The sequence below is a fragment of the Caulobacter sp. 10L414 genome (genome assembly GCF_056395525.1).
Window position 1 is genome coordinate 78605 of sequence record NZ_JBFTJR010000012.1, and the last position, 16396, is coordinate 95000.

Annotated in this window: 15 protein-coding genes, 1 tRNA gene and 1 rRNA gene (1 of these 17 only partly in view); 5 read left to right on the plus strand and 12 right to left on the minus strand. The window is 67.1% G+C overall.

Translation table 11 applies throughout. The features are described 5' to 3' along the window. Positions 1-4 precede the first annotated feature (4 nt). Together AC1DCG_RS06870 and AC1DCG_RS06875 are read left to right on the plus strand one after the other, a co-directional pair. The gene (locus AC1DCG_RS06870) at positions 5-598 is read left to right on the plus strand and encodes an SCO family protein (protein ID WP_477029990.1); all 594 of its coding nucleotides are present in this window, start codon (positions 5-7) and stop codon (positions 596-598) included. Between the two features lie 123 nt (positions 599-721). Then, on the plus strand, positions 722-1987 hold the full coding sequence (locus AC1DCG_RS06875; RefSeq protein ID WP_165262481.1) for a polyhydroxyalkanoate depolymerase: 1266 nt from the start codon (positions 722-724) through the stop codon (positions 1985-1987). A 204-nt stretch (positions 1988-2191) separates the two neighbouring features. On the opposite strand, the gene AC1DCG_RS06880 is transcribed toward AC1DCG_RS06875, so the two are convergent. Together AC1DCG_RS06880 and AC1DCG_RS06885 are read right to left on the minus strand one after the other, a co-directional pair. Further along, positions 2192-2686, minus strand: a complete 495-nt coding sequence (locus AC1DCG_RS06880) for a hypothetical protein (protein WP_477029991.1) — start codon at positions 2684-2686, stop codon at positions 2192-2194. Positions 2687-2701: 15 nt separating this feature from the next. Next, positions 2702-3649, minus strand: a complete 948-nt coding sequence (locus AC1DCG_RS06885; protein WP_477029992.1) for a Tle-like phospholipase domain-containing protein — start codon at positions 3647-3649, stop codon at positions 2702-2704. Positions 3650-3775: 126 nt separating this feature from the next. On the opposite strand from AC1DCG_RS06885, the gene AC1DCG_RS06890 reads away from it, so the two are divergent. Then, positions 3776-4513: a M48 family metallopeptidase gene (locus tag AC1DCG_RS06890; RefSeq protein WP_477036492.1), complete on the plus strand. Its 738-nt coding sequence runs from the start codon at positions 3776-3778 to the stop codon at positions 4511-4513. A gap of 142 nt (positions 4514-4655) precedes the next feature. On the opposite strand, the gene AC1DCG_RS06895 is transcribed toward AC1DCG_RS06890, so the two are convergent. After that, positions 4656-5138, minus strand: coding sequence for a redoxin family protein (locus AC1DCG_RS06895; protein WP_477041429.1), 483 nt, complete (start codon positions 5136-5138; stop codon positions 4656-4658). A 108-nt stretch (positions 5139-5246) separates the two neighbouring features. Here AC1DCG_RS06895 and AC1DCG_RS06900 point away from each other — a divergent pair, with 108 nt between their 5' ends. Together AC1DCG_RS06900 and AC1DCG_RS06905 are read left to right on the plus strand one after the other, a co-directional pair. Then, positions 5247-5843, plus strand: coding sequence for a YqgE/AlgH family protein (locus AC1DCG_RS06900; RefSeq protein WP_116489089.1), 597 nt, complete (start codon positions 5247-5249; stop codon positions 5841-5843). A gap of 72 nt (positions 5844-5915) precedes the next feature. After that, positions 5916-7250 carry a DUF1963 domain-containing protein gene (locus AC1DCG_RS06905; RefSeq protein WP_477029994.1) on the plus strand — a complete coding sequence of 445 codons (1335 nt, stop codon included), beginning with the start codon at positions 5916-5918 and terminating at the stop codon, positions 7248-7250. A gap of 90 nt (positions 7251-7340) precedes the next feature. Here the strand turns inward: AC1DCG_RS06905 and pnp are convergent, their stop codons facing one another. The 9 genes from pnp to AC1DCG_RS06950 all read right to left on the minus strand — a co-directional run. Continuing rightward, positions 7341-9491 carry a polyribonucleotide nucleotidyltransferase gene (gene pnp / locus AC1DCG_RS06910; protein WP_165262491.1) on the minus strand — a complete coding sequence of 717 codons (2151 nt, stop codon included), beginning with the start codon at positions 9489-9491 and terminating at the stop codon, positions 7341-7343. Between the two features lie 250 nt (positions 9492-9741). Next, positions 9742-10011 carry a 30S ribosomal protein S15 gene (gene rpsO / locus AC1DCG_RS06915; protein WP_058348691.1) on the minus strand — a complete coding sequence of 90 codons (270 nt, stop codon included), beginning with the start codon at positions 10009-10011 and terminating at the stop codon, positions 9742-9744. Positions 10012-10025: 14 nt separating this feature from the next. After that, positions 10026-10958, minus strand: coding sequence for a tRNA pseudouridine(55) synthase TruB (truB, locus tag AC1DCG_RS06920; protein ID WP_477029996.1), 933 nt, complete (start codon positions 10956-10958; stop codon positions 10026-10028). Positions 10959-10961: 3 nt separating this feature from the next. Continuing rightward, positions 10962-11426, minus strand: a complete 465-nt coding sequence (gene rbfA / locus AC1DCG_RS06925; protein WP_477029997.1) for a 30S ribosome-binding factor RbfA — start codon at positions 11424-11426, stop codon at positions 10962-10964. A gap of 83 nt (positions 11427-11509) precedes the next feature. Further along, positions 11510-12469, minus strand: a complete 960-nt coding sequence (locus AC1DCG_RS06930; RefSeq protein ID WP_477029998.1) for a dienelactone hydrolase family protein — start codon at positions 12467-12469, stop codon at positions 11510-11512. A gap of 20 nt (positions 12470-12489) precedes the next feature. Beyond that, positions 12490-13881: a serine hydrolase domain-containing protein gene (locus tag AC1DCG_RS06935; protein WP_477029999.1), complete on the minus strand. Its 1392-nt coding sequence runs from the start codon at positions 13879-13881 to the stop codon at positions 12490-12492. A gap of 62 nt (positions 13882-13943) precedes the next feature. Beyond that, the gene (locus tag AC1DCG_RS06940) at positions 13944-14402 is read right to left on the minus strand and encodes a MaoC family dehydratase (RefSeq protein ID WP_477030000.1); all 459 of its coding nucleotides are present in this window, start codon (positions 14400-14402) and stop codon (positions 13944-13946) included. Positions 14403-14461: 59 nt separating this feature from the next. After that, positions 14462-14538, minus strand: a tRNA-Met gene (locus AC1DCG_RS06945). A 171-nt stretch (positions 14539-14709) separates the two neighbouring features. Beyond that, positions 14710-16396 (minus strand): 23S ribosomal RNA (locus tag AC1DCG_RS06950); it runs 1099 nt beyond the window's last position.

Below are 16396 nucleotides of genomic sequence, written 5' to 3' on the forward strand. Positions count from 1 at the left end.
CCCCATGAACCGCAACCGCCTGATGGTCCTGGCCGTGTGCGTCGTGGGCGTTCTGCTGGCCGGCGCGCTGATCGTCCGGAGCGGCGTTTTCCACGCCTCGTCCAAGCCGGCGGCGGTGGGCGGGCCGTTCCAGCTGGTCGACTATGACGGCAAGCCGGCCGACGAGAGCGTGCTGAAGGGCAAGTGGACCGCGATGTTCTTCGGCTTCACCTACTGCCCCGACGTCTGCCCCGGCACGCTGCAGGCCCTGGCGACCGCCAGCGACCAGCTGGGCCCCAAGGCCAAGGACCTGCAGATCGTGATGATCTCGGTCGATCCGGCCCGCGACACCCCGGACCAGATGAAGACCTACCTGACCGCCGGCCACCTGCCCAAGAACATCGTCGGGCTGACCGGAACGCCGGAACAGGTCGACGCGACGGTGAAGGCCTATCGCGCCTACGCCAAGAAGGTCGGCGATGGCCCCGACTACACCGTCGACCATTCGACGATGATCTACGTCATCAATCCCAAGGGACGCTTCCACAGCGTCATCGGCTACGGCTCGCCGCCGGACGAGATCGCGCGCCAGCTGAAAGCCGCGATGGCGGGCAGGTAGCAACCCGCCCGCCAGGCGAGCGGTCGCCCATTTTTTGCGTCACGGCGCCCTTAGGTCACCTCTGGGCTGTACCTTCTTAACGGCCCGCGTGTTATGCTGCAGCGCACAATCGCTGGAGACGGCATGCTTTACGCCCTGCACGAAGCGAGCTTCTACGCCTCGACCCCCATGCGCCTGGCCGCCCGCGCGGCCCGGGACTTCTGGGGCTCGCCGCTGAACCCGGCCGCCAACACCGAGCTCGGCCGGCGGCTCTATGCGGGCGCGGACCTGTTCTCCAACGTCACCCGCCGGTACGGCAAGCCCGACTGGCGCATCGACAGCGTCCAGGTCAACGGCGTGGACGTGCGCGTGCGCCCCACCGTCGTATGGCAAAGCCCGTGGGCGCGGCTGATCCAGTTCGACCGCGACATGGCCGACATGCGCCGGGCCGGCAAGTTCGAGCTCGACCCCGCCGTGCTGATCGTCGCGCCGCTTTCGGGCCACTACGCCACGCTGCTGCGCGGCACGGTCGAGGCCTTCCTGCCCGACCACGCGGTGTTCATCGTCGACTGGCAGAACGCCCGCGAGGTTTCGGTCCTGCAGGGTCGCTTCGACTTCCACGACTATATCGACCACATCCGCGACATGCTGCGGGTGCTGGGCCCACGTCCCAACGTGCTGGCCGTCTGCCAGCCCGGACCGCCGGTGCTGGCCGCCGCCGCGCTGATGGCGCAGGACAACGACCCCTCGCGCCCGGCCAGCATGACCTTCATGGGCTCGCCCATCGATGCGCGCCTGTCGCCGACCGTGACCAACAACCTGGCGGAGGAAAAGCCCTTCACCTGGTTCCAGTCGAACATGATCTACACCGTGCCCGCGCCCTATCCGGGCATGGGCCGGCGCGTCTATCCGGGCTTCGTGCAGCTGGCCAGCTTCATGAGCATGAACGCCGACAAGCACCAGGAAGCCCACCAGCGCTACTTCAAGAGCCTGGTCGAGGGCGACGGCGACAGCGCCGACAAGCACCTGGAGTTCTACGACGAGTACCTGTCGGTGCTCGACCTGACCGAGGAGTTCTATCTCCAGACCATCGACATCGTCTTCCAGCGCCACCTGCTGCCCAAGGGCGAGCTGATGCATCGCGGCCGCAAGGTGGATCCCGCGGCCATCACCGACATCGGCCTGATGACCGTCGAGGGCGAGAAGGACGACATCTCCGGCATCGGCCAGACCCAGGCCGCCCACGACCTGTGCGTCAACATCCCGGCCGACCTGAAGGAAGACTACGTCCAGCCGGGCGTCGGCCACTACGGGGTGTTCAACGGCCGCCGGTTCCGCGAGGAGATCTATCCCAAGGTCCGCGACTTCATCCTGCGCACCGATCCCAACTTCGCCGGCAAGAAGGCCTAGGGTCGGTACTCAATTGGCCAAGGGCAATGGGTTATCTGTTTCAATAGCTTATAGCAGTTGTCATCCCGGCCGCAGCGCAGCGGAGCGCCGGGATCTCCCACAGTTCAGAACCTGCCGACGTGGGAGATCCCGGCTCTACGGATCGCTGACGCGCTCCTCCGGCCGGGATGACACGTTTCTTTGCACGCCAATTGAGTCCAGACCCTAGTCGGCCGGGCCGCGCAGGCGGCGGTCGCCGGGCCGGACGGGGGCGGTGTAGAGGCCGGGATCGGCCGGAGCCCCCTCGCCCAGCCCCGCCAACGACAGTCGCCGGCCGTCCGCGAGCGACACGAAGACCGCGGCCTTGGCCCGCTCCAGGGCGGCGGCGCTGACGGCCTGCAGGGTGATCTCGTGCAGGAAGGGCGCGCTGCGATCACGATACGCCCCCGCCTGCCACGAACAGGTCAGCCCCTCGCACCAGGTGCGGAACACCACGCAGGCGCCGTCGACGCAGGTCTGGCGCAGGCCGTCGGCCGCCAGGGTGACGAAGTTGTCGCTGACGACGAAGCGCACCCGCACGCCCAGCCGCGCCACCGCCTCGGGCGAGGCCTCGATCGGCCGGCCGTCCCGCACCACGCGGTACATGCCCGCGGCTTCCGAGGCCGGCGCATAGGCCTGGGTGACGCAGAACGGTTCGGACAGGCAAACCAGATCGAGCATGGGTCCTCGATGACGTCAGTTGAAGACCGCCGGCAGGCTGCGCCCCAGCGACAGCCGCTCGGGCGCGGCGTCGTTCCACAGGTGGAAGCCGCCCTTGAAGTGCCGGACGATGTGGAACTCACCGCCCCGGTTCCAGAAGTGGTGATAGAGGAACGAGTCGTGGGCGATCGGATTGCCGATCAGGGTGTAGGTCTCGAAGCTCGACGGGCCCGAGCCATGCCGCTGGCGAACCACGCCATAGAGATTGAGGTCGTCGGCGATCACGCGGGCCAGGCGCGTTCCGGCGATCTCGGTCGCGCGGATCGGGTCGTTGGGCCGGATGTAATGACGGCTGGCGGCGATGGCCTGGGCGTCGACCGGTCCTAGTCCGCGCGCGGCGGCGACCGCCTGGATAGCGGCGGCGAACGGCGCGGAGGCGAAGCCCGTGCAGGCGATCGGCAGATCCTGCGACAGGCCGGCGGCGGCGCGGAACAGCGCGGCCTGCGCCTCGGCCATGGCGCCGCCCAGCGAGTGGCCGGTGAAGGTGACGCGACGCACCGCCAGCCCCCGGGCCGTCAGCGCCGCGTGCGCGACCAGCGCGTAGTCAAGGGCCGCGATGATGGTGCGGGTGTCGGTCAGCACGGCGGTCTTGAAGTTCAGCAGCCAGTCCAGCTCGCTGTCGGTGCCGCGGTTGACCACCACCAGCTCGCCCGGACCCGGCGCATAGAAGGCGAAGGCGTCGTAGCCGTTTGCCGGATCGTTGGCCGGCGGAACCGGCGCGACCAGGTCCAGTTCAGCCAGCCACAGCGGCGCGGTGGCCTGGGTGGAAGGGTTGTGGAACGAGCGGTAGACCCAGGCGCTGAGCGCGGCCAGGGCCTCGTGCCCGGCGCCGAACGGCGCGCCCGAGCGCGCGTGGGCGCGGATGGCCGCGGCCAGGGCCGGGCTGCGCTCGCTGCGCGTGGGAACCTTCAACGGCACGGCCATGGCTCGCCCCCAGGTCGCTCGCATGTCGATGACATATCGAGGGTAGATCGACGCCGCCTCCCCGGTCAACGCCTGCCCCGGTCCAGCCTCTTGCGCCCGGCCGCGAGCGGCGCGATCTAGGGAGCGATGAACCTCTTCCGCCCGCAGCCGAAAGCCGCCCCCCGACGCTTCGCCGACGGCGACCGGCTGGAGATCGAGCGCTGCGCCGTGCGGCTGAAGGTGGACGGCCGCGCGCGGCGGGTATCGCTGCGGGTCGATCGGGCCAAGTCCGAGATCGTCGCGATCGCCCCCAACCAGCGCCGCCTGACCGAGGCCGTGGCCTTCGCCCACGAGAAGGCCGGCTGGATGAGCCTGCAGCTGGCCGCCCTGCCCGGTCGCCAGGTGATCGAGCCCGGCGGCGTGCTGAAGATCTGGGGCAAGGCCTATCGGCTGGAGATCGGCCCCGGACGGGCGCGGATGACCGAAGACGCCCTGATCGCGCCCGACGACGCCAACTGGTCCTTGAAGATCCTGCGGCTGGTCAAGCACCGGGCGCTCGAGATCCTGACCGAAAGGACCGCCCATCACGCAGGCCGGCTGGGACGGCCGATGCCGTCGGTGGCGGTGGCCGATCCCAAGGCGCGCTGGGGTTCGTGCCGGCCGGCCCGCCCCGGCGCGCCGGCGGCGATCCGCTACAGCTGGCGGCTGGTGCTGGCGCCGGCGGCTGTGGCCGACTACGTCGTCGCCCACGAATGCGCGCACCTGGTCGAGGCCAATCACGGGCCCCGGTTCTGGGCGCTGTGCGAGACCCTGATCGGCGATCCCGCGCCGCACCGCGCCTGGCTGCGGAGCCACGCCGCGCAGCTGCACGCGATCTCGGCTTAGCTGCAACCTCATTGTCATCCCGGCCGCAGCGAAGCGGAGCGCCGGGATCTCCCACGGTCCAACCTCGGCTGGCGTGGGAGATCCCGGCTCTATGGCGCATTCGCGCCTTCGGCCGGGATGACAATGAAGAGCGTGGCGAGCCTTACAGCTGGCCCAGCATGTAGTCGGCCGACGAGACCTTGAATTCGCCGGCTTCCTCGACGTTCAGCGTCGTGACGACGCCGTCCTTGGCGATCAGCGAGTAGCGCTGCGACCGCGTGCCCATGCCGAACTTGCTGCCGTCGAAGTCCAGGCCGATGGCGCTGGTGAACGCGCCGTTGCCGTCGGCCAGCAGCACCACCTCGTCGGAGATGCCCTGGTCGGCGCCCCAGGCCTTCATCACGAAGACGTCGTTGACCGAGACGCAGGCGATCGTGTCGACGCCCTTGGCCTTCAGTTCGGCGGCCTTCTCCTTGAAGCCCGGAAGGTGCTTGGCCGAGCAGGTCGGGGTGAACGCGCCGGGGACGGCGAAGAGGGCGACGGTCTTGCCCTTGAAGAGTTCGTCGGAGGTGACCGGAGCGGGGCCTTCGGCCGTGCTGGTCATGAACGTGGCCGCCRGAAGCGTGTCGCCAACCTTGATCGCCATGGTGTGATCCTGTGCTGAAAGGGCCGTCCGGAGATAAAGCGTCCGGATCGGTTCGCCAATAACGTGGTTTGACTTGAAACCGACGCGTTGTGTGCCGATCCTCAACAGATGGACGCTCCCGAGACCGCTCCCCTCGACGGCGAGGGCCAATTCCTCACCGGCCGGCTCCTGGTGGCCATGCCGGGCATCGAAGACCCGCGCTTCGAGCGCGCCGTGGTCTATCTGTGCTCCCACGACGACGAACAGGCCATGGGCCTGGCGGTCAACCGCCCGGTCGAGGGCCTGACGGTCTACGAACTTCTCGACAAGCTGGGCGTCGAGCCCGAGGTGCGCGCGCCCAGCGATCTGGTCATGCTGGGCGGGCCGGTCGAGCGCGAGCGCGGCTTCGTGCTGCACACCGACGACTACGTCTCGCCGGATTCCACCTCGCCGGTCGCCGACGGCCTGGCCCTGACCGTGACCCGCGACGCGCTGGACGCCCTGGGCAGCCGCATCCACCGGCCGCGCCGCGCGATCCTGGCGCTGGGCTATTCCGGCTGGGGCCCCGGCCAGCTGGAGCAGGAACTGCGCGACAACGTCTGGCTCATCTGCGACGCCGACGAGGCGCTGCTGTTCGGCGACGACCACGAGAGCAAGTGGACCCGGGCACTGGCCAAGATCGGCATCACCGCCGACCACCTTTCGGCCCAGGCCGGACGGGCCTGAAGACGCCGCTCCACGGTTGAGCCTGGCGGGCGGCGCATGCCACGGTGGCGTCGATTTCGACCGGACCCGTCCATGCCCAGCCTCGCCCTTCTCTCCCGCCGATCCATCGGTCTCGCCGCACTGTGCCTGCTGGGCGCCTGGGGCCAAGGCGTAGAAGCAGCCGAGCCCAGCCGCCAGGCGATCGAGGCGGCCTTGCGCCGGGGCGCGCGACCGGCGGCCATGCTGATGCGTCAGCCGGCGTCCAACACCGCCCCGGCCGAAAGCTGGCTCGGCGGCCTGCCGCGCATGCCCGACGACCTGGCCTGGCCCACCTACGCCGCCAGCGGCGAGCCGATGAGCTTCCTGGCCCAGATCGACCTGTCCGACGTGCCGCCCCGCGCCCGCACGGGACAGGGCGCGGCCCTGCCGGCCAAGGGCGTGCTGTGGGTCTTCGCCGTGCTCGACGACTCCACCGAGACCCCAGACAAGGTCAGAGTGCTGTACCGGCCGCTCGCCGATCCGACCTGGAAGATCCGCGCCGCCCCCGCAGGCCTGCCCATGCTTCAGCACGGCGCGCCCTATGACTGGCTCGCCGAGGGCAACCCGCTGCGGTCCATCGACCTGCGGCAGCCGATCCGGATGGCCGCGCTCGACACCTATGCCGAGAGCGCCGAAGCCCTGCCGTTCGAGATCGACGACTACGACGCCTTCAGCGACACGCTGGGGGCGCTGCGCGACGCCGCGATCGCGCGCGCCATCAAGCCGACCTCAGGGCCCGCCGCGTTCTCGCCCGAGCGGTACGGTCCGCTCGAAGCCTGGCCCCAGACCGGCCTCTTCGCCGAGCTCGCCGCGGGCCTGGCCGTGGACGCCACGCCCGGCGCCTATATCCCGACCACCTGGTCTCCGGCGACGGTCGCCGCCTTCCGCGCCCTGCACGACGAGGCCGAGGCGCGCCGGAAAGACGCCGCCGCCCGCCCCTTCGTTCCCCTGACCACCGAAGAGCGTCGGGCCTTCCGCGACTGGCTGACCGACTTCGACAGGCGGCTGAAGGCCGTGGGCGCCGGCCTGGAAAAACCCTGGCGGCCCTATCCCGACACCGCGCTCGACAGCGTGCGGAACGAAACCCTCCCGTTCGCCGCCCGCCACGTGCGGGCGCGCGACGACGCCGCGCTGGGCGCGCTGCTGCCCGCCGCCTACCGACCGGCCCAGCCGGTCCTTAGCTACGCCTCCGACGAACAGATCCTGGGCCATGGCCAGTCGTGGCAGAGCGCGCCGCTTGAGCATCGCAACGACGTCCTGCTGCTGCAGCTGGGCAACGGCCATTGCGAATGGCTGCCGGTCGGCGTCTTCCTGCATCTCTGGATCAGCCCCGCCGACCTGGCCGCCCGCCGCTTCGACCGCGTCCAGCCCACCCTGGAATCCGACTAGGCGCGAGCCTTGGCCAGGACCCGGAACGCAAAACGGGCGGCCCCTTTCGGAGCCGCCCGCTGCATTTTCAGGTCGCCCTGAAAGCCGTCATCAGGTGTTGACGGCTTCCTCCGGGGTCACTTCGGCCTTCTTCGACAGGTCTTCACCCGTCGTCTGGTCGACGACCTTCATCGACAGCTTGGTCTTGCCGCGGTCGTCGAAGCCCAGGAGCTTCACCTTGACCATCTGGCCTTCCTTCAGCACGTCCGACGGCTTGGCGACGCGTTCGTTGCTGATCTGGCTGACGTGGACGAGGCCGTCCTTGGCGCCGAAGAAGTTCACGAAGGCGCCGAAATCGACGACCTTGACGACCTTGCCGTCGTAGATCGCGCCGACTTCAGCTTCCTGCGTGATCGACTTGATCCAGTCGATCGCGGCCTTGATCTTGGCGCCGTCCGAGGCCGAGACCTTCACGGTGCCTTCGTCGTTGATGTCGACCTTGGCGCCGGTGGTGGCGACGATCTCGCGGATCACCTTGCCGCCGGTGCCAATCACTTCACGGATCTTGTCGGTCGGGATGGTGATGGTCTCGATCTTCGGAGCGAACTCGCCGACGTCTTCACGCGGCGCTTCCATGGCCTTGTTCATCTCGCCGAGGATGTGCGCGCGGCCTTCCTTGGCTTGAGCCAGGGCCTGCTCCATGATCGCGGGCGTGATGCCGGCGATCTTGATGTCCATCTGCAGCGAGGTCAGGCCTTCGCTGGTGCCGGCCACCTTGAAGTCCATGTCGCCCAGGTGATCTTCGTCGCCGAGGATGTCGGACAGAACGGCGAAGCCGTCCTTTTCGAGGATCAGGCCCATGGCGATGCCCGACACCGGACGGACCAGCGGAACGCCGGCGTCCATCATGGCCAGCGACGAACCGCAGACCGTGGCCATCGAGGACGAGCCGTTCGACTCGGTGATCTCGGAGACCAGACGGATGGTGTAGGGGAAGTCTTCCTTGGCCGGCAGCATCGGGCGCAGGGCGCGCCAGGCCAGCTTGCCGTGGCCGATTTCGCGGCGGCCCGGCGAGCCCATGCGGCCGGTCTCACCCACCGAGTAGGGGGGGAAGTTGTAGTGCAGCAGGAAGGATTCCTTGTAGGTGCCTTCCAGGGCGTCGATGAACTGCTCGTCGTCGCCGGTGCCCAGGGTGGCGACCACGATCGCCTGGGTCTCGCCGCGGGTGAACAGGGCCGAACCGTGGGTGCGCGGCAGGATGCCGACTTCGCCCAGGATCGGACGGACGGTCTTCACGTCACGGCCGTCGATGCGCAGGCCGGTGTCCAGGATGCCGCGACGAACGACGTCGGCTTCCAGTTCCTTGAAGATCGCGCCGAGCTTCAGCGGATCATAGCCTTCCGGCTTTTCGTCCGACTTGCCGAGGGCCGCGACGGCCTTCTTCTTGGCGGCGCCGATCGCTTCGTAGCGGTCTTGCTTCTTGGTGATCTTGTAGCCGGCGGCGATGTCTTCGCCGACGATGGCCTTCATCTCGGCCTTGATCGCGTCGGTGTCTTCCGGCTCGAACGCGAAGGGCTCCTTGGCGGCGTGCTCGGCCAGGTCGATGATGCCGTCGATCACGGTCTGCATCTGCTGGTGGGCGAAGTTGACGCCGCCCAGGACGATCTCTTCCGAGAGTTCCTTGATTTCGCTTTCGACCATCATCACGGCGTCGGCGGTGCCGGCCACGACCAGGTCCATCGCGCTTTCCTTCAGCTCGTCGAGCGTCGGGTTCAGCACGTACTCACCGTTCACCCAGCCGACGCGGGCCGCGCCGATCGGGCCCATGAACGGGGCGCCCGACAGGGTCAGGGCGGCCGAGGCGGCGACCATGCCCAGGATGTCGGGATCGTTCTCGAGGTCGTGCTGCAGCACGGTGACGACGACCTGGACTTCGTTCTTGAAGCCCTTGACGAACAGCGGACGGATCGGACGGTCGATCAGGCGGGAGACCAGGGTCTCCTTTTCCGACGGACGACCTTCACGCTTGAAGTAGCCGCCGGGGATCTTGCCGGCCGCGAAGGTCTTTTCCTGATAGTTGACCGTCAGCGGGAAGAAATCTTGGCCCGGCTTCTGGGTCTTGGCGAACACGGCGGTGGCCAGGACGACGGTTTCGCCCATGGTGGCCAGAACGGCGCCGTCGGCTTGACGGGCGATGCGACCGGTTTCGAGGACCAGCGTCTTGCCGCCCCACTCGATCGTCTTGCGCTTGATATCGAACATTTATCTTCTTTCGGTTCCCGCGGGCGGATTCCCGTCGGGCGTGGACAGGGGCGGACGGCCAATGGAGCCGGCCCGATGATCCTCATCCTAATGCGACAGGCGGGGGTTTGAGGACGTGAACCCTCGCACGTACTGGGCGCCGCCCCGTCAGGAGCGATGCCCTTGGATCGTCCACCTCGGCCTGTCTCGAGATGGCTGATCCCAAATAGCGTTCCGCCGCCTTACCGGGGTAAGGCGGCGGAAATGCGCCTTAGCGGCGCAGACCCAGCTTCTCGATGAGAGCCGCGTAACGGCCTTCGTCGGACTTCTTCAGGTGGTCGAGGAGACGGCGACGCTGGGAAACCAGCTTCAGCAGGCCACGACGGCTGTGGTTGTCCTTCTTGTGGGTCTTGAAGTGCTCGGTCAGGTTCGAGATGCGCTCCGAGAGGATCGCGACCTGGACTTCAGCGCTGCCGGTGTCACCCTCGGTGCGGGCGTGCTCGGCGATAAGAGCGCTCTTGCGCTCGGCAGTGATCGACATCGGGTTGTCTCCGCTCAGGTGAGTTGGAAGACCCGCACCGGATTGAGCTTTCCGGCGCGCATCTCGCACAAGGCCACCAGGCGTTCTCCGGACATGGCGGAAACGGTGCGATCACCGGGCGTAAGCTCGGCTTTCAGCATCTCCACCTGCCTGGGTAGCAGAACGATGGCGCGTCCTTGCGCAAGCCGGAAGGCGTCTTCGTCGGTCACGGCCAACGCCGGGATGTCGTCCAGCGCGGTCTCGACCGGAAGCAATGCCTCCGACAGACGGGCCTCATAGCTCAAATTCTCCAGAGTTTCCAGGCTTATCGCCGTTTCCTCCGAGAACTGGCCCACCCGCGTTCGGCGAAGCTGGCTGACATGTCCACAGGCGCCGAGCGCGGCCGCCAGATCCCGGACCACGGCGCGCACATAGGTGCCCTTGCCGCATTCCATCTCCAGCTCCACGTGGTCGACGTCTGGAACCGACAGCACGCGCAGGGCGTGGATCGTCACCTTGCGGGTCTGAAGCTCGAACTCCACCCCGTCGCGGGCCAGGTCATAGGCCCGCTCGCCGTCGACCTTGATGGCCGAGAAGTTCGGCGGAACCTGATCGACCTCGCCGACGAAGGCGGGAAGCGCGGCCTCGATCGCCGCCAGGACCGGGCGCACGTCCGACGACGCCGTGGTCTCGCCCTCGCGGTCCAGCGTCGTCGTGTTCCGGCCCCACTCGATGGTGAAGCGATAGGCCTTGTCGGCGTCCATCAGGAACGGGACGGTCTTGGTCGCCTCGCCCAGGGCCAGCGGCAGGATCCCCGTCGCCAGCGGATCCAGCGTGCCGGCGTGGCCCGCCTTCTGGGCGTTGAACGCCCGGCGCACGCGGGAGACGGCGCTGGTCGAGGTCAGGTCGTAGGGCTTGTCCAGGCACACCCAGCCGGAGACGGCGTCGCCCTTCTTGCGGCGGCCCATGGATCAGCCCTCGTCTTCTTCGTCGAGCACGTCCGAGAGACGGCGCTCGGTGTCCTGACGCACGCGCGGATCGAGGAACAGCTTGTCCATGTAGGCGGCCGTACCGAAGCTCTCGTCGTGCAGGAACTTCAGGTCGGGCGTGAACTTCATGTCGATCGAGCGGCCGAGGCGCCCGCGCAGGAACTTCGAGACCCGGTTCAGCCCCTTGATGATCTCGTCGACATTCTGGGCCACGCCCTGGTCGACCAGGCCCGCGCCCAGCGGTTCGACGAAGCAGACGGCGTGCCGCAGGTCGGGGCTCATGCGCACTTCGGAGACGGTGATGGTGACGCCCGCCAGGGCCTCGTCCTGCAGCTCCTCGTCGCGGAGGATGTCGACGAGGGCGTGGCGGATCAGTTCGCCGGCGCGGAGCTGGCGTTGCGACGGACCCACCGGGCCCGTCTTGGACTTGTCGGAATGGCGCTTCATGGCGCGGATAGCCTTTGCAGCCCGGCCGGCGGATCGAACGCCGGTAGCGCGGGGGAAAATCGAAGGCGCGGTGTCTAGGCGCGTTAGGGCCGGAAGTCCAGCCCGCGGGCCAGGCCCGGCGAGAGTCCGGCGAACTCCGAGACGTCAGGATGGGTCAGGCCCGGCCCACGGCGGCGCCCGCCGATGATCTGGCCGGCCGCCTCGGCGGCGACGGGCTGCGACGTGCAGGCCGAGCCGGCGTCCGCCAGCGCCCAGGGCTGTCCGGCCGTCCGCGCCTTGAAGAAGTCGATGACCCGGCGCGCGACCCGCATGCCTTCGCCGTCGGGCCGATCGCGGTCGAGATGGACCGTCAGCACCGAATGGGGATCGGGCAGGCCGGGCTTCTGCGGCGCGTCGGCGTCCTCCAGGCTGATCAGTTCGGCGCGGGGGCCGAACTCGTTCCTCAGGCGGCGAAAGCGCGCGCAGGGCACCAGCCGGTCGGACTTGTAGCGCAGGGCGATCAGCGACAGGTCCTCGTTCTTGAAACGCTCGCGGGCGTGGTCGAGCTCTTCATCCGAGCAATCCAGGCCGCTCTTGCCGAAGAAAGGCAGGGACGGCTCGGCCAGCACCGGGGCCACCACGGCCGGTTCGGTCATCATCGCCAGCGCGAAGCCGCCGGTGAAGCACATGCCCACCGCCCCGACGCCCTTGCCGCCGCATTCGGCGTGGACCTGGCGCGCCAGCGCCTTCAACCAGTCGACGATCGGGCTGGACTGCCCCCCGCGCCATATCGTGAACTCGTGGTTGACGCAGGCCAGCCGAAAGGTGGTGGCGTTGACATAGCCCTTGGTCACCGCCCGCCCGGGCTCGCCGAACAGGCTGGGACAGAAGACCGTCATGCCGGCGGCGGCGACGTCGCGGGCGAACTCGAGAACCGTCGGATGCAGGCCCGGGATCTCGTGGATGACGATCACCGCCGGACCCGACCCCATGCGCCAGACCGGCCGGGTCCAGGGGCCGTGCTTGAACTCGAACCTGGAAAAGCCTTCGAACACGTCGCCCATACGCCCCTCCCCCGTCAGGATCAGCCCGCCTTGGGTCCGATCAGGAACTGTTCGACCTTGCCGTCCGGCGTCAGCCGCATCGACACCGACAGGGTCCGCGCGCCGAAGGCCGCGTCGAAACCATGCCAGGTCATGCCCCCGCGCACTTGGACGCCCTGKCCCTCGAGCATGCGCAAGGGTCCAAGCGGCGACAAGCTGGTCTTGAAGTCGGCCAGGCGCGCCGGCGTGAACCAGGCCTTGCCATTGGCGGTCAGCAGGGCCGGGTCCAGGCGCCCGCCCTGCAGCTGGGCCACCAGGGTCCGCGCCGTCGCCGCCGGCCCCGTCGAGGGCCGCAGCAGGAAGGCGATGCGTTGCGAGATCGCGGTCTGCGGCTCGCCGAAGTCGGCGTTGGCGACCACGGTGAGCGCCCGCTTTTCACTCGGCCAGACGGTGTTGCTGGTCAGGACGCCCGACAGCATGCCCCCGTGGCTGACGCTCATCACCCCGTCGCGCACGCGCACCGAAACGCCCAGGCCATAGCCGGCCGGCGCTCCGCTCGAAAGCTCGACCGAGGTGATCATCGCCTCCCACGAAGCGGGCTTCAGAAGCTCGCGGCGGATCATCGCCCGGTTCCAGCGCGCCAGGTCCGACGGCGACATCGCCAGTTCGGCCGCGCCGAACAGCCAGCCGGGGCCTTCCTTGTCGGCCAGGACCACGGGCCCCAGGCCATAGCGGGTGTAGTGGCCGGCGTCCGGCGGAGACAGGGCCTTGCTGTCGTCCTCGGTGACGCCGGTCATGCCCAGCGGATCGAAGATCCTCCGCCTGAGGAAGGAGAACAGGGGCTCGCCGGAGACCTTCTCGACCACCAGGCCGGCGATGACGAAGCCGGTGTTGGAATAGCGCCACTGCTCTCCGGGCGGGTAGTCGAGCGGGATCCTGGCCCAGCCATCGAGGATCTTCTGCTGGGAGGTCGGCGCGCGCATGGCCTCGAACACGAAGTCCTGGGGCCAGTAGTCGCGATAGCCCGCGGTGTGCGACAGCACCTGGCGCAGGGTGATCCGATCGCCCTCCGTCAGGCCAGGCACGTACTTGCCGACCGGATCGTCCAGCGAGACCTTGCCGTCCTCGACCAGCAGCAGGATCGCCGCGGCGGTGAACTGCTTGCTGACCGAGGCGATCCCGTAGCGGGTGGAGACCGTCGCCGGAACGGCCGGCGACAGGCGCGCCAGCCCGTAGGCCTGGGCGTAGACGGTCTCGCCGTCCTCGACGACGGCCACCGAGGCCGAGGGCGCGCCGGTGGCGGCAAGCACCTCGCGGGCGATGGCGTCAACCTCGCGGGCCTTGTCGGGCGCCAGCGGGCCGGCCGACACGGCGTTCGCCAGGGCCAGGGCCAGGGCCAGAAGCCCGCCCGCCAGAACCGTCCGTCGCCGCATCGAAGATCCCCCGCCCGTCAGATCCGCAGACTGAGGGCGAGGCGGGCGGCAGGCAAGACGCCTTAGAGGGTCACGCCCGCATGGGCCGGCATCTGGATCAGGTTGAAGAAGGTCAGCACCGGCTCGGCGTGCTGGTTGGTCACCCGGGTGAAGGTGCGGATGGTCCCGCGATCGGGCTTGGAGCGCGAGCGGGTCACCTCGACGATCTCCCGATGGACGGTCAGGGCGTCGCCAGGGCGCACGGGCTTGAGCCAGGTCAGCTCGTCGATGCGGATGCCCAGCATCGGGGTCGCGCCGAACGGAGCGGTGTCGACATATTCGCGCATCACCCGCGAGGCCACGTGCCAGCCGCTGGCGATGATCCCGCCGAAACGCCCGGCCGCGGCGGCGTCCAAGTCCACGTGCATGGGCTGGGGATCATAGGCGCGGGCGAAGCCGAGGATCTCGGCCTGCGACAGCACGAACGGCTGGCCGGTCCAGGTCTCGCCGACGCTCAGGTCGTCCAGGTAGCGGTCGGTCATGGGCGGATCCCGAAACGACAAAAGGCCCCCGCGGAAGCGAGGGCCATTTGTAGGAATTTTGGGTGCGGGGACAGGATTTGAACCTGTGACCTTCAGGTTATGAGCCTGACGAGCTACCGGGCTGCTCCACCCCGCGGCAGGGGTATGTATCGTGGTGTAGGGTTCTGGACTTGTTTGACTTTGCTGGATGCATCCTTTTAGCGGACCGAAAAGGATGCTGCTTGCCCTCTTTGGGGGAGGGCAAGGCAAAGAAGAAGACATCAGTGTCAGGCAAGGTTTGTAAAGCTTGCATGGGTTTGACTGAAGAACGATCAAGCCTATCGAGCTATTAGTACCGGTAAGCTCCATGCGTCGCCGCACTTCCACACCCGGCCTATCAACGTGGTGGTCTTCCACGGCTCTCAGCGAGACCTTGTTTTGAGGTTAGTTTCCCGCTTAGATGCTTTCAGCGGTTATCTATTCCACACTTAGCTACCCTGCTGCACAGCTGGCGCCATGACAGGTCCACCAGAGGTGTGTCCATCCCGGTCCTCTCGTACTAGGGACAGATCCTCTCAAGTCTCGTACACCCACGGCAGATAGGGACCAAACTGTCTCACGACGTTCTGAACCCAGCTCACGTACCACTTTAATCGGCGAACAGCCGAACCCTTGGGACCTGCTCCAGCCCCAGGATGTGATGAGCCGACATCGAGGTGCCAAACTTTGCCGTCGATATGGACTCTTGGGCAAAATCAGCCTGTTATCCCTAGAGTACCTTTTATTCGTTGAGCGATGGCCCTTCCACGCAGGACCACCGGATCACTATGGCCGACTTTCGTCTCTGCTCGACTTGTCAGTCTCGCAGTCAGGCGGGCTTATGCCATTGCACTCGACGACCGATTTCCGACCGGTCTGAGCCCACCATCGCGCGCCTCCGTTACACTTTGGGAGGCGACCGCCCCAGTCAAACTGCCCGCCACGCCATGTCCCGGACCCGGATAACGGGCCGCGGTTAGACGTCAGCAACAATAAGGGTGGTATTTCAAGGATGGCTCCGCCGGAACTGGCGCCCCGGTTTCATAGCCTCCCACCTATCCTACACATGTTGCTGCTAACGCCAAGGCGAAGCTGCAGTAAAGGTTCATAGGGTCTTTCCGTCTGACCGCGGGAACCCCGCATCTTCACGGGGAATTCAATTTCGCTGAGCCTATGCTGGAGACAGTGGGGAAGTCGTTACGCCATTCGTGCAGGTCGGAACTTACCCGACAAGGAATTTCGCTACCTTAGGACCGTTATAGTTACGGCCGCCGTTTACCTGGGCTTCAATTCGGAGCTTGCACCCCTCCTTTTAACCTTCAGGCACCGGGCAGGCGTCAGACCCTATACGTCGCCTTGCGGCTTCGCAGAGCCCTGTGTTTTTGATAAACAGTCGCTACCCCCTGGCTTGTGCCACTCTTTTCTGGTTGCCCAAAGAAGAGTCACGCTTATCCCGAAGTTACGCGTGCAATTTGCCGAGTTCCTTCAGCATAGTTCTCTCAAGCGCCTTGGTATACTCTACCTGCCCACCTGTGTCGGTTTCGGGTACGGTCTCCGTTGGAGTTATTTCCAGGGACCTGTTCACTGCCGGAACCAATCCAATAAGGACCGACAATTTACCAGATCCGTCACTTCCAACTGGCTCAGGAATATTCACCTGATTCCCATCGACTACGCCTTTCGGCCTCGCCTTAGGGGCCGGCTAACCCTGCGCAGATTAGCTTTACGCAGGAACCCTTGGGCTTTCGGCGAGAGGGTCTCTCACCCTCTTTATCGCTACTCATGTCAGCATTCTCACTTCCGATACCTCCAACAAGGCTCACGCCTCATCTTCACAGGCTTACGGAACGCTCCGCTACCGCTTGCTCAAAGAGCAAACCCATACCTTCGGCGACTGGCTTTAGCCCCGTTACATTTTCCGCGCAGGTTCGCTTGACCAGTGAGCTGTTACGCTTTCTTTAAATGATGGCTGCTTC

Excerpts from the sequence above, each read along its gene's own strand:
- rbfA (WP_477029997.1), bottom strand. The coding sequence starts at position 11,426 with ATGAAGCGCCATTCCGACAAGTCCAAGACGGGCCCGGTGGGTCCGTCG.
- AC1DCG_RS06900 (WP_116489089.1), top strand. The coding sequence starts at position 5,247 with ATGGACGCTCCCGAGACCGCTCCCCTCGACGGCGAGGGCCAATTCCTC.
- AC1DCG_RS06875 (WP_165262481.1), top strand. The coding sequence starts at position 722 with ATGCTTTACGCCCTGCACGAAGCGAGCTTCTACGCCTCGACCCCCATG.
- truB (WP_477029996.1), bottom strand. The coding sequence starts at position 10,958 with ATGGGCCGCCGCAAGAAGGGCGACGCCGTCTCCGGCTGGGTGTGCCTG.
- AC1DCG_RS06905 (WP_477029994.1), top strand. The coding sequence starts at position 5,916 with ATGCCCAGCCTCGCCCTTCTCTCCCGCCGATCCATCGGTCTCGCCGCA.
- AC1DCG_RS06870 (WP_477029990.1), top strand. The coding sequence starts at position 5 with ATGAACCGCAACCGCCTGATGGTCCTGGCCGTGTGCGTCGTGGGCGTT.
- AC1DCG_RS06890 (WP_477036492.1), top strand. The coding sequence starts at position 3,776 with ATGAACCTCTTCCGCCCGCAGCCGAAAGCCGCCCCCCGACGCTTCGCC.
- rpsO (WP_058348691.1), bottom strand. The coding sequence starts at position 10,011 with ATGTCGATCACTGCCGAGCGCAAGAGCGCTCTTATCGCCGAGCACGCC.
- pnp (WP_165262491.1), bottom strand. The coding sequence starts at position 9,491 with ATGTTCGATATCAAGCGCAAGACGATCGAGTGGGGCGGCAAGACGCTG.
- AC1DCG_RS06940 (WP_477030000.1), bottom strand. The coding sequence starts at position 14,402 with ATGACCGACCGCTACCTGGACGACCTGAGCGTCGGCGAGACCTGGACC.
- AC1DCG_RS06885 (WP_477029992.1), bottom strand. The coding sequence starts at position 3,649 with ATGGCCGTGCCGTTGAAGGTTCCCACGCGCAGCGAGCGCAGCCCGGCC.
- AC1DCG_RS06880 (WP_477029991.1), bottom strand. The coding sequence starts at position 2,686 with ATGCTCGATCTGGTTTGCCTGTCCGAACCGTTCTGCGTCACCCAGGCC.
- AC1DCG_RS06930 (WP_477029998.1), bottom strand. The coding sequence starts at position 12,469 with ATGGGCGACGTGTTCGAAGGCTTTTCCAGGTTCGAGTTCAAGCACGGC.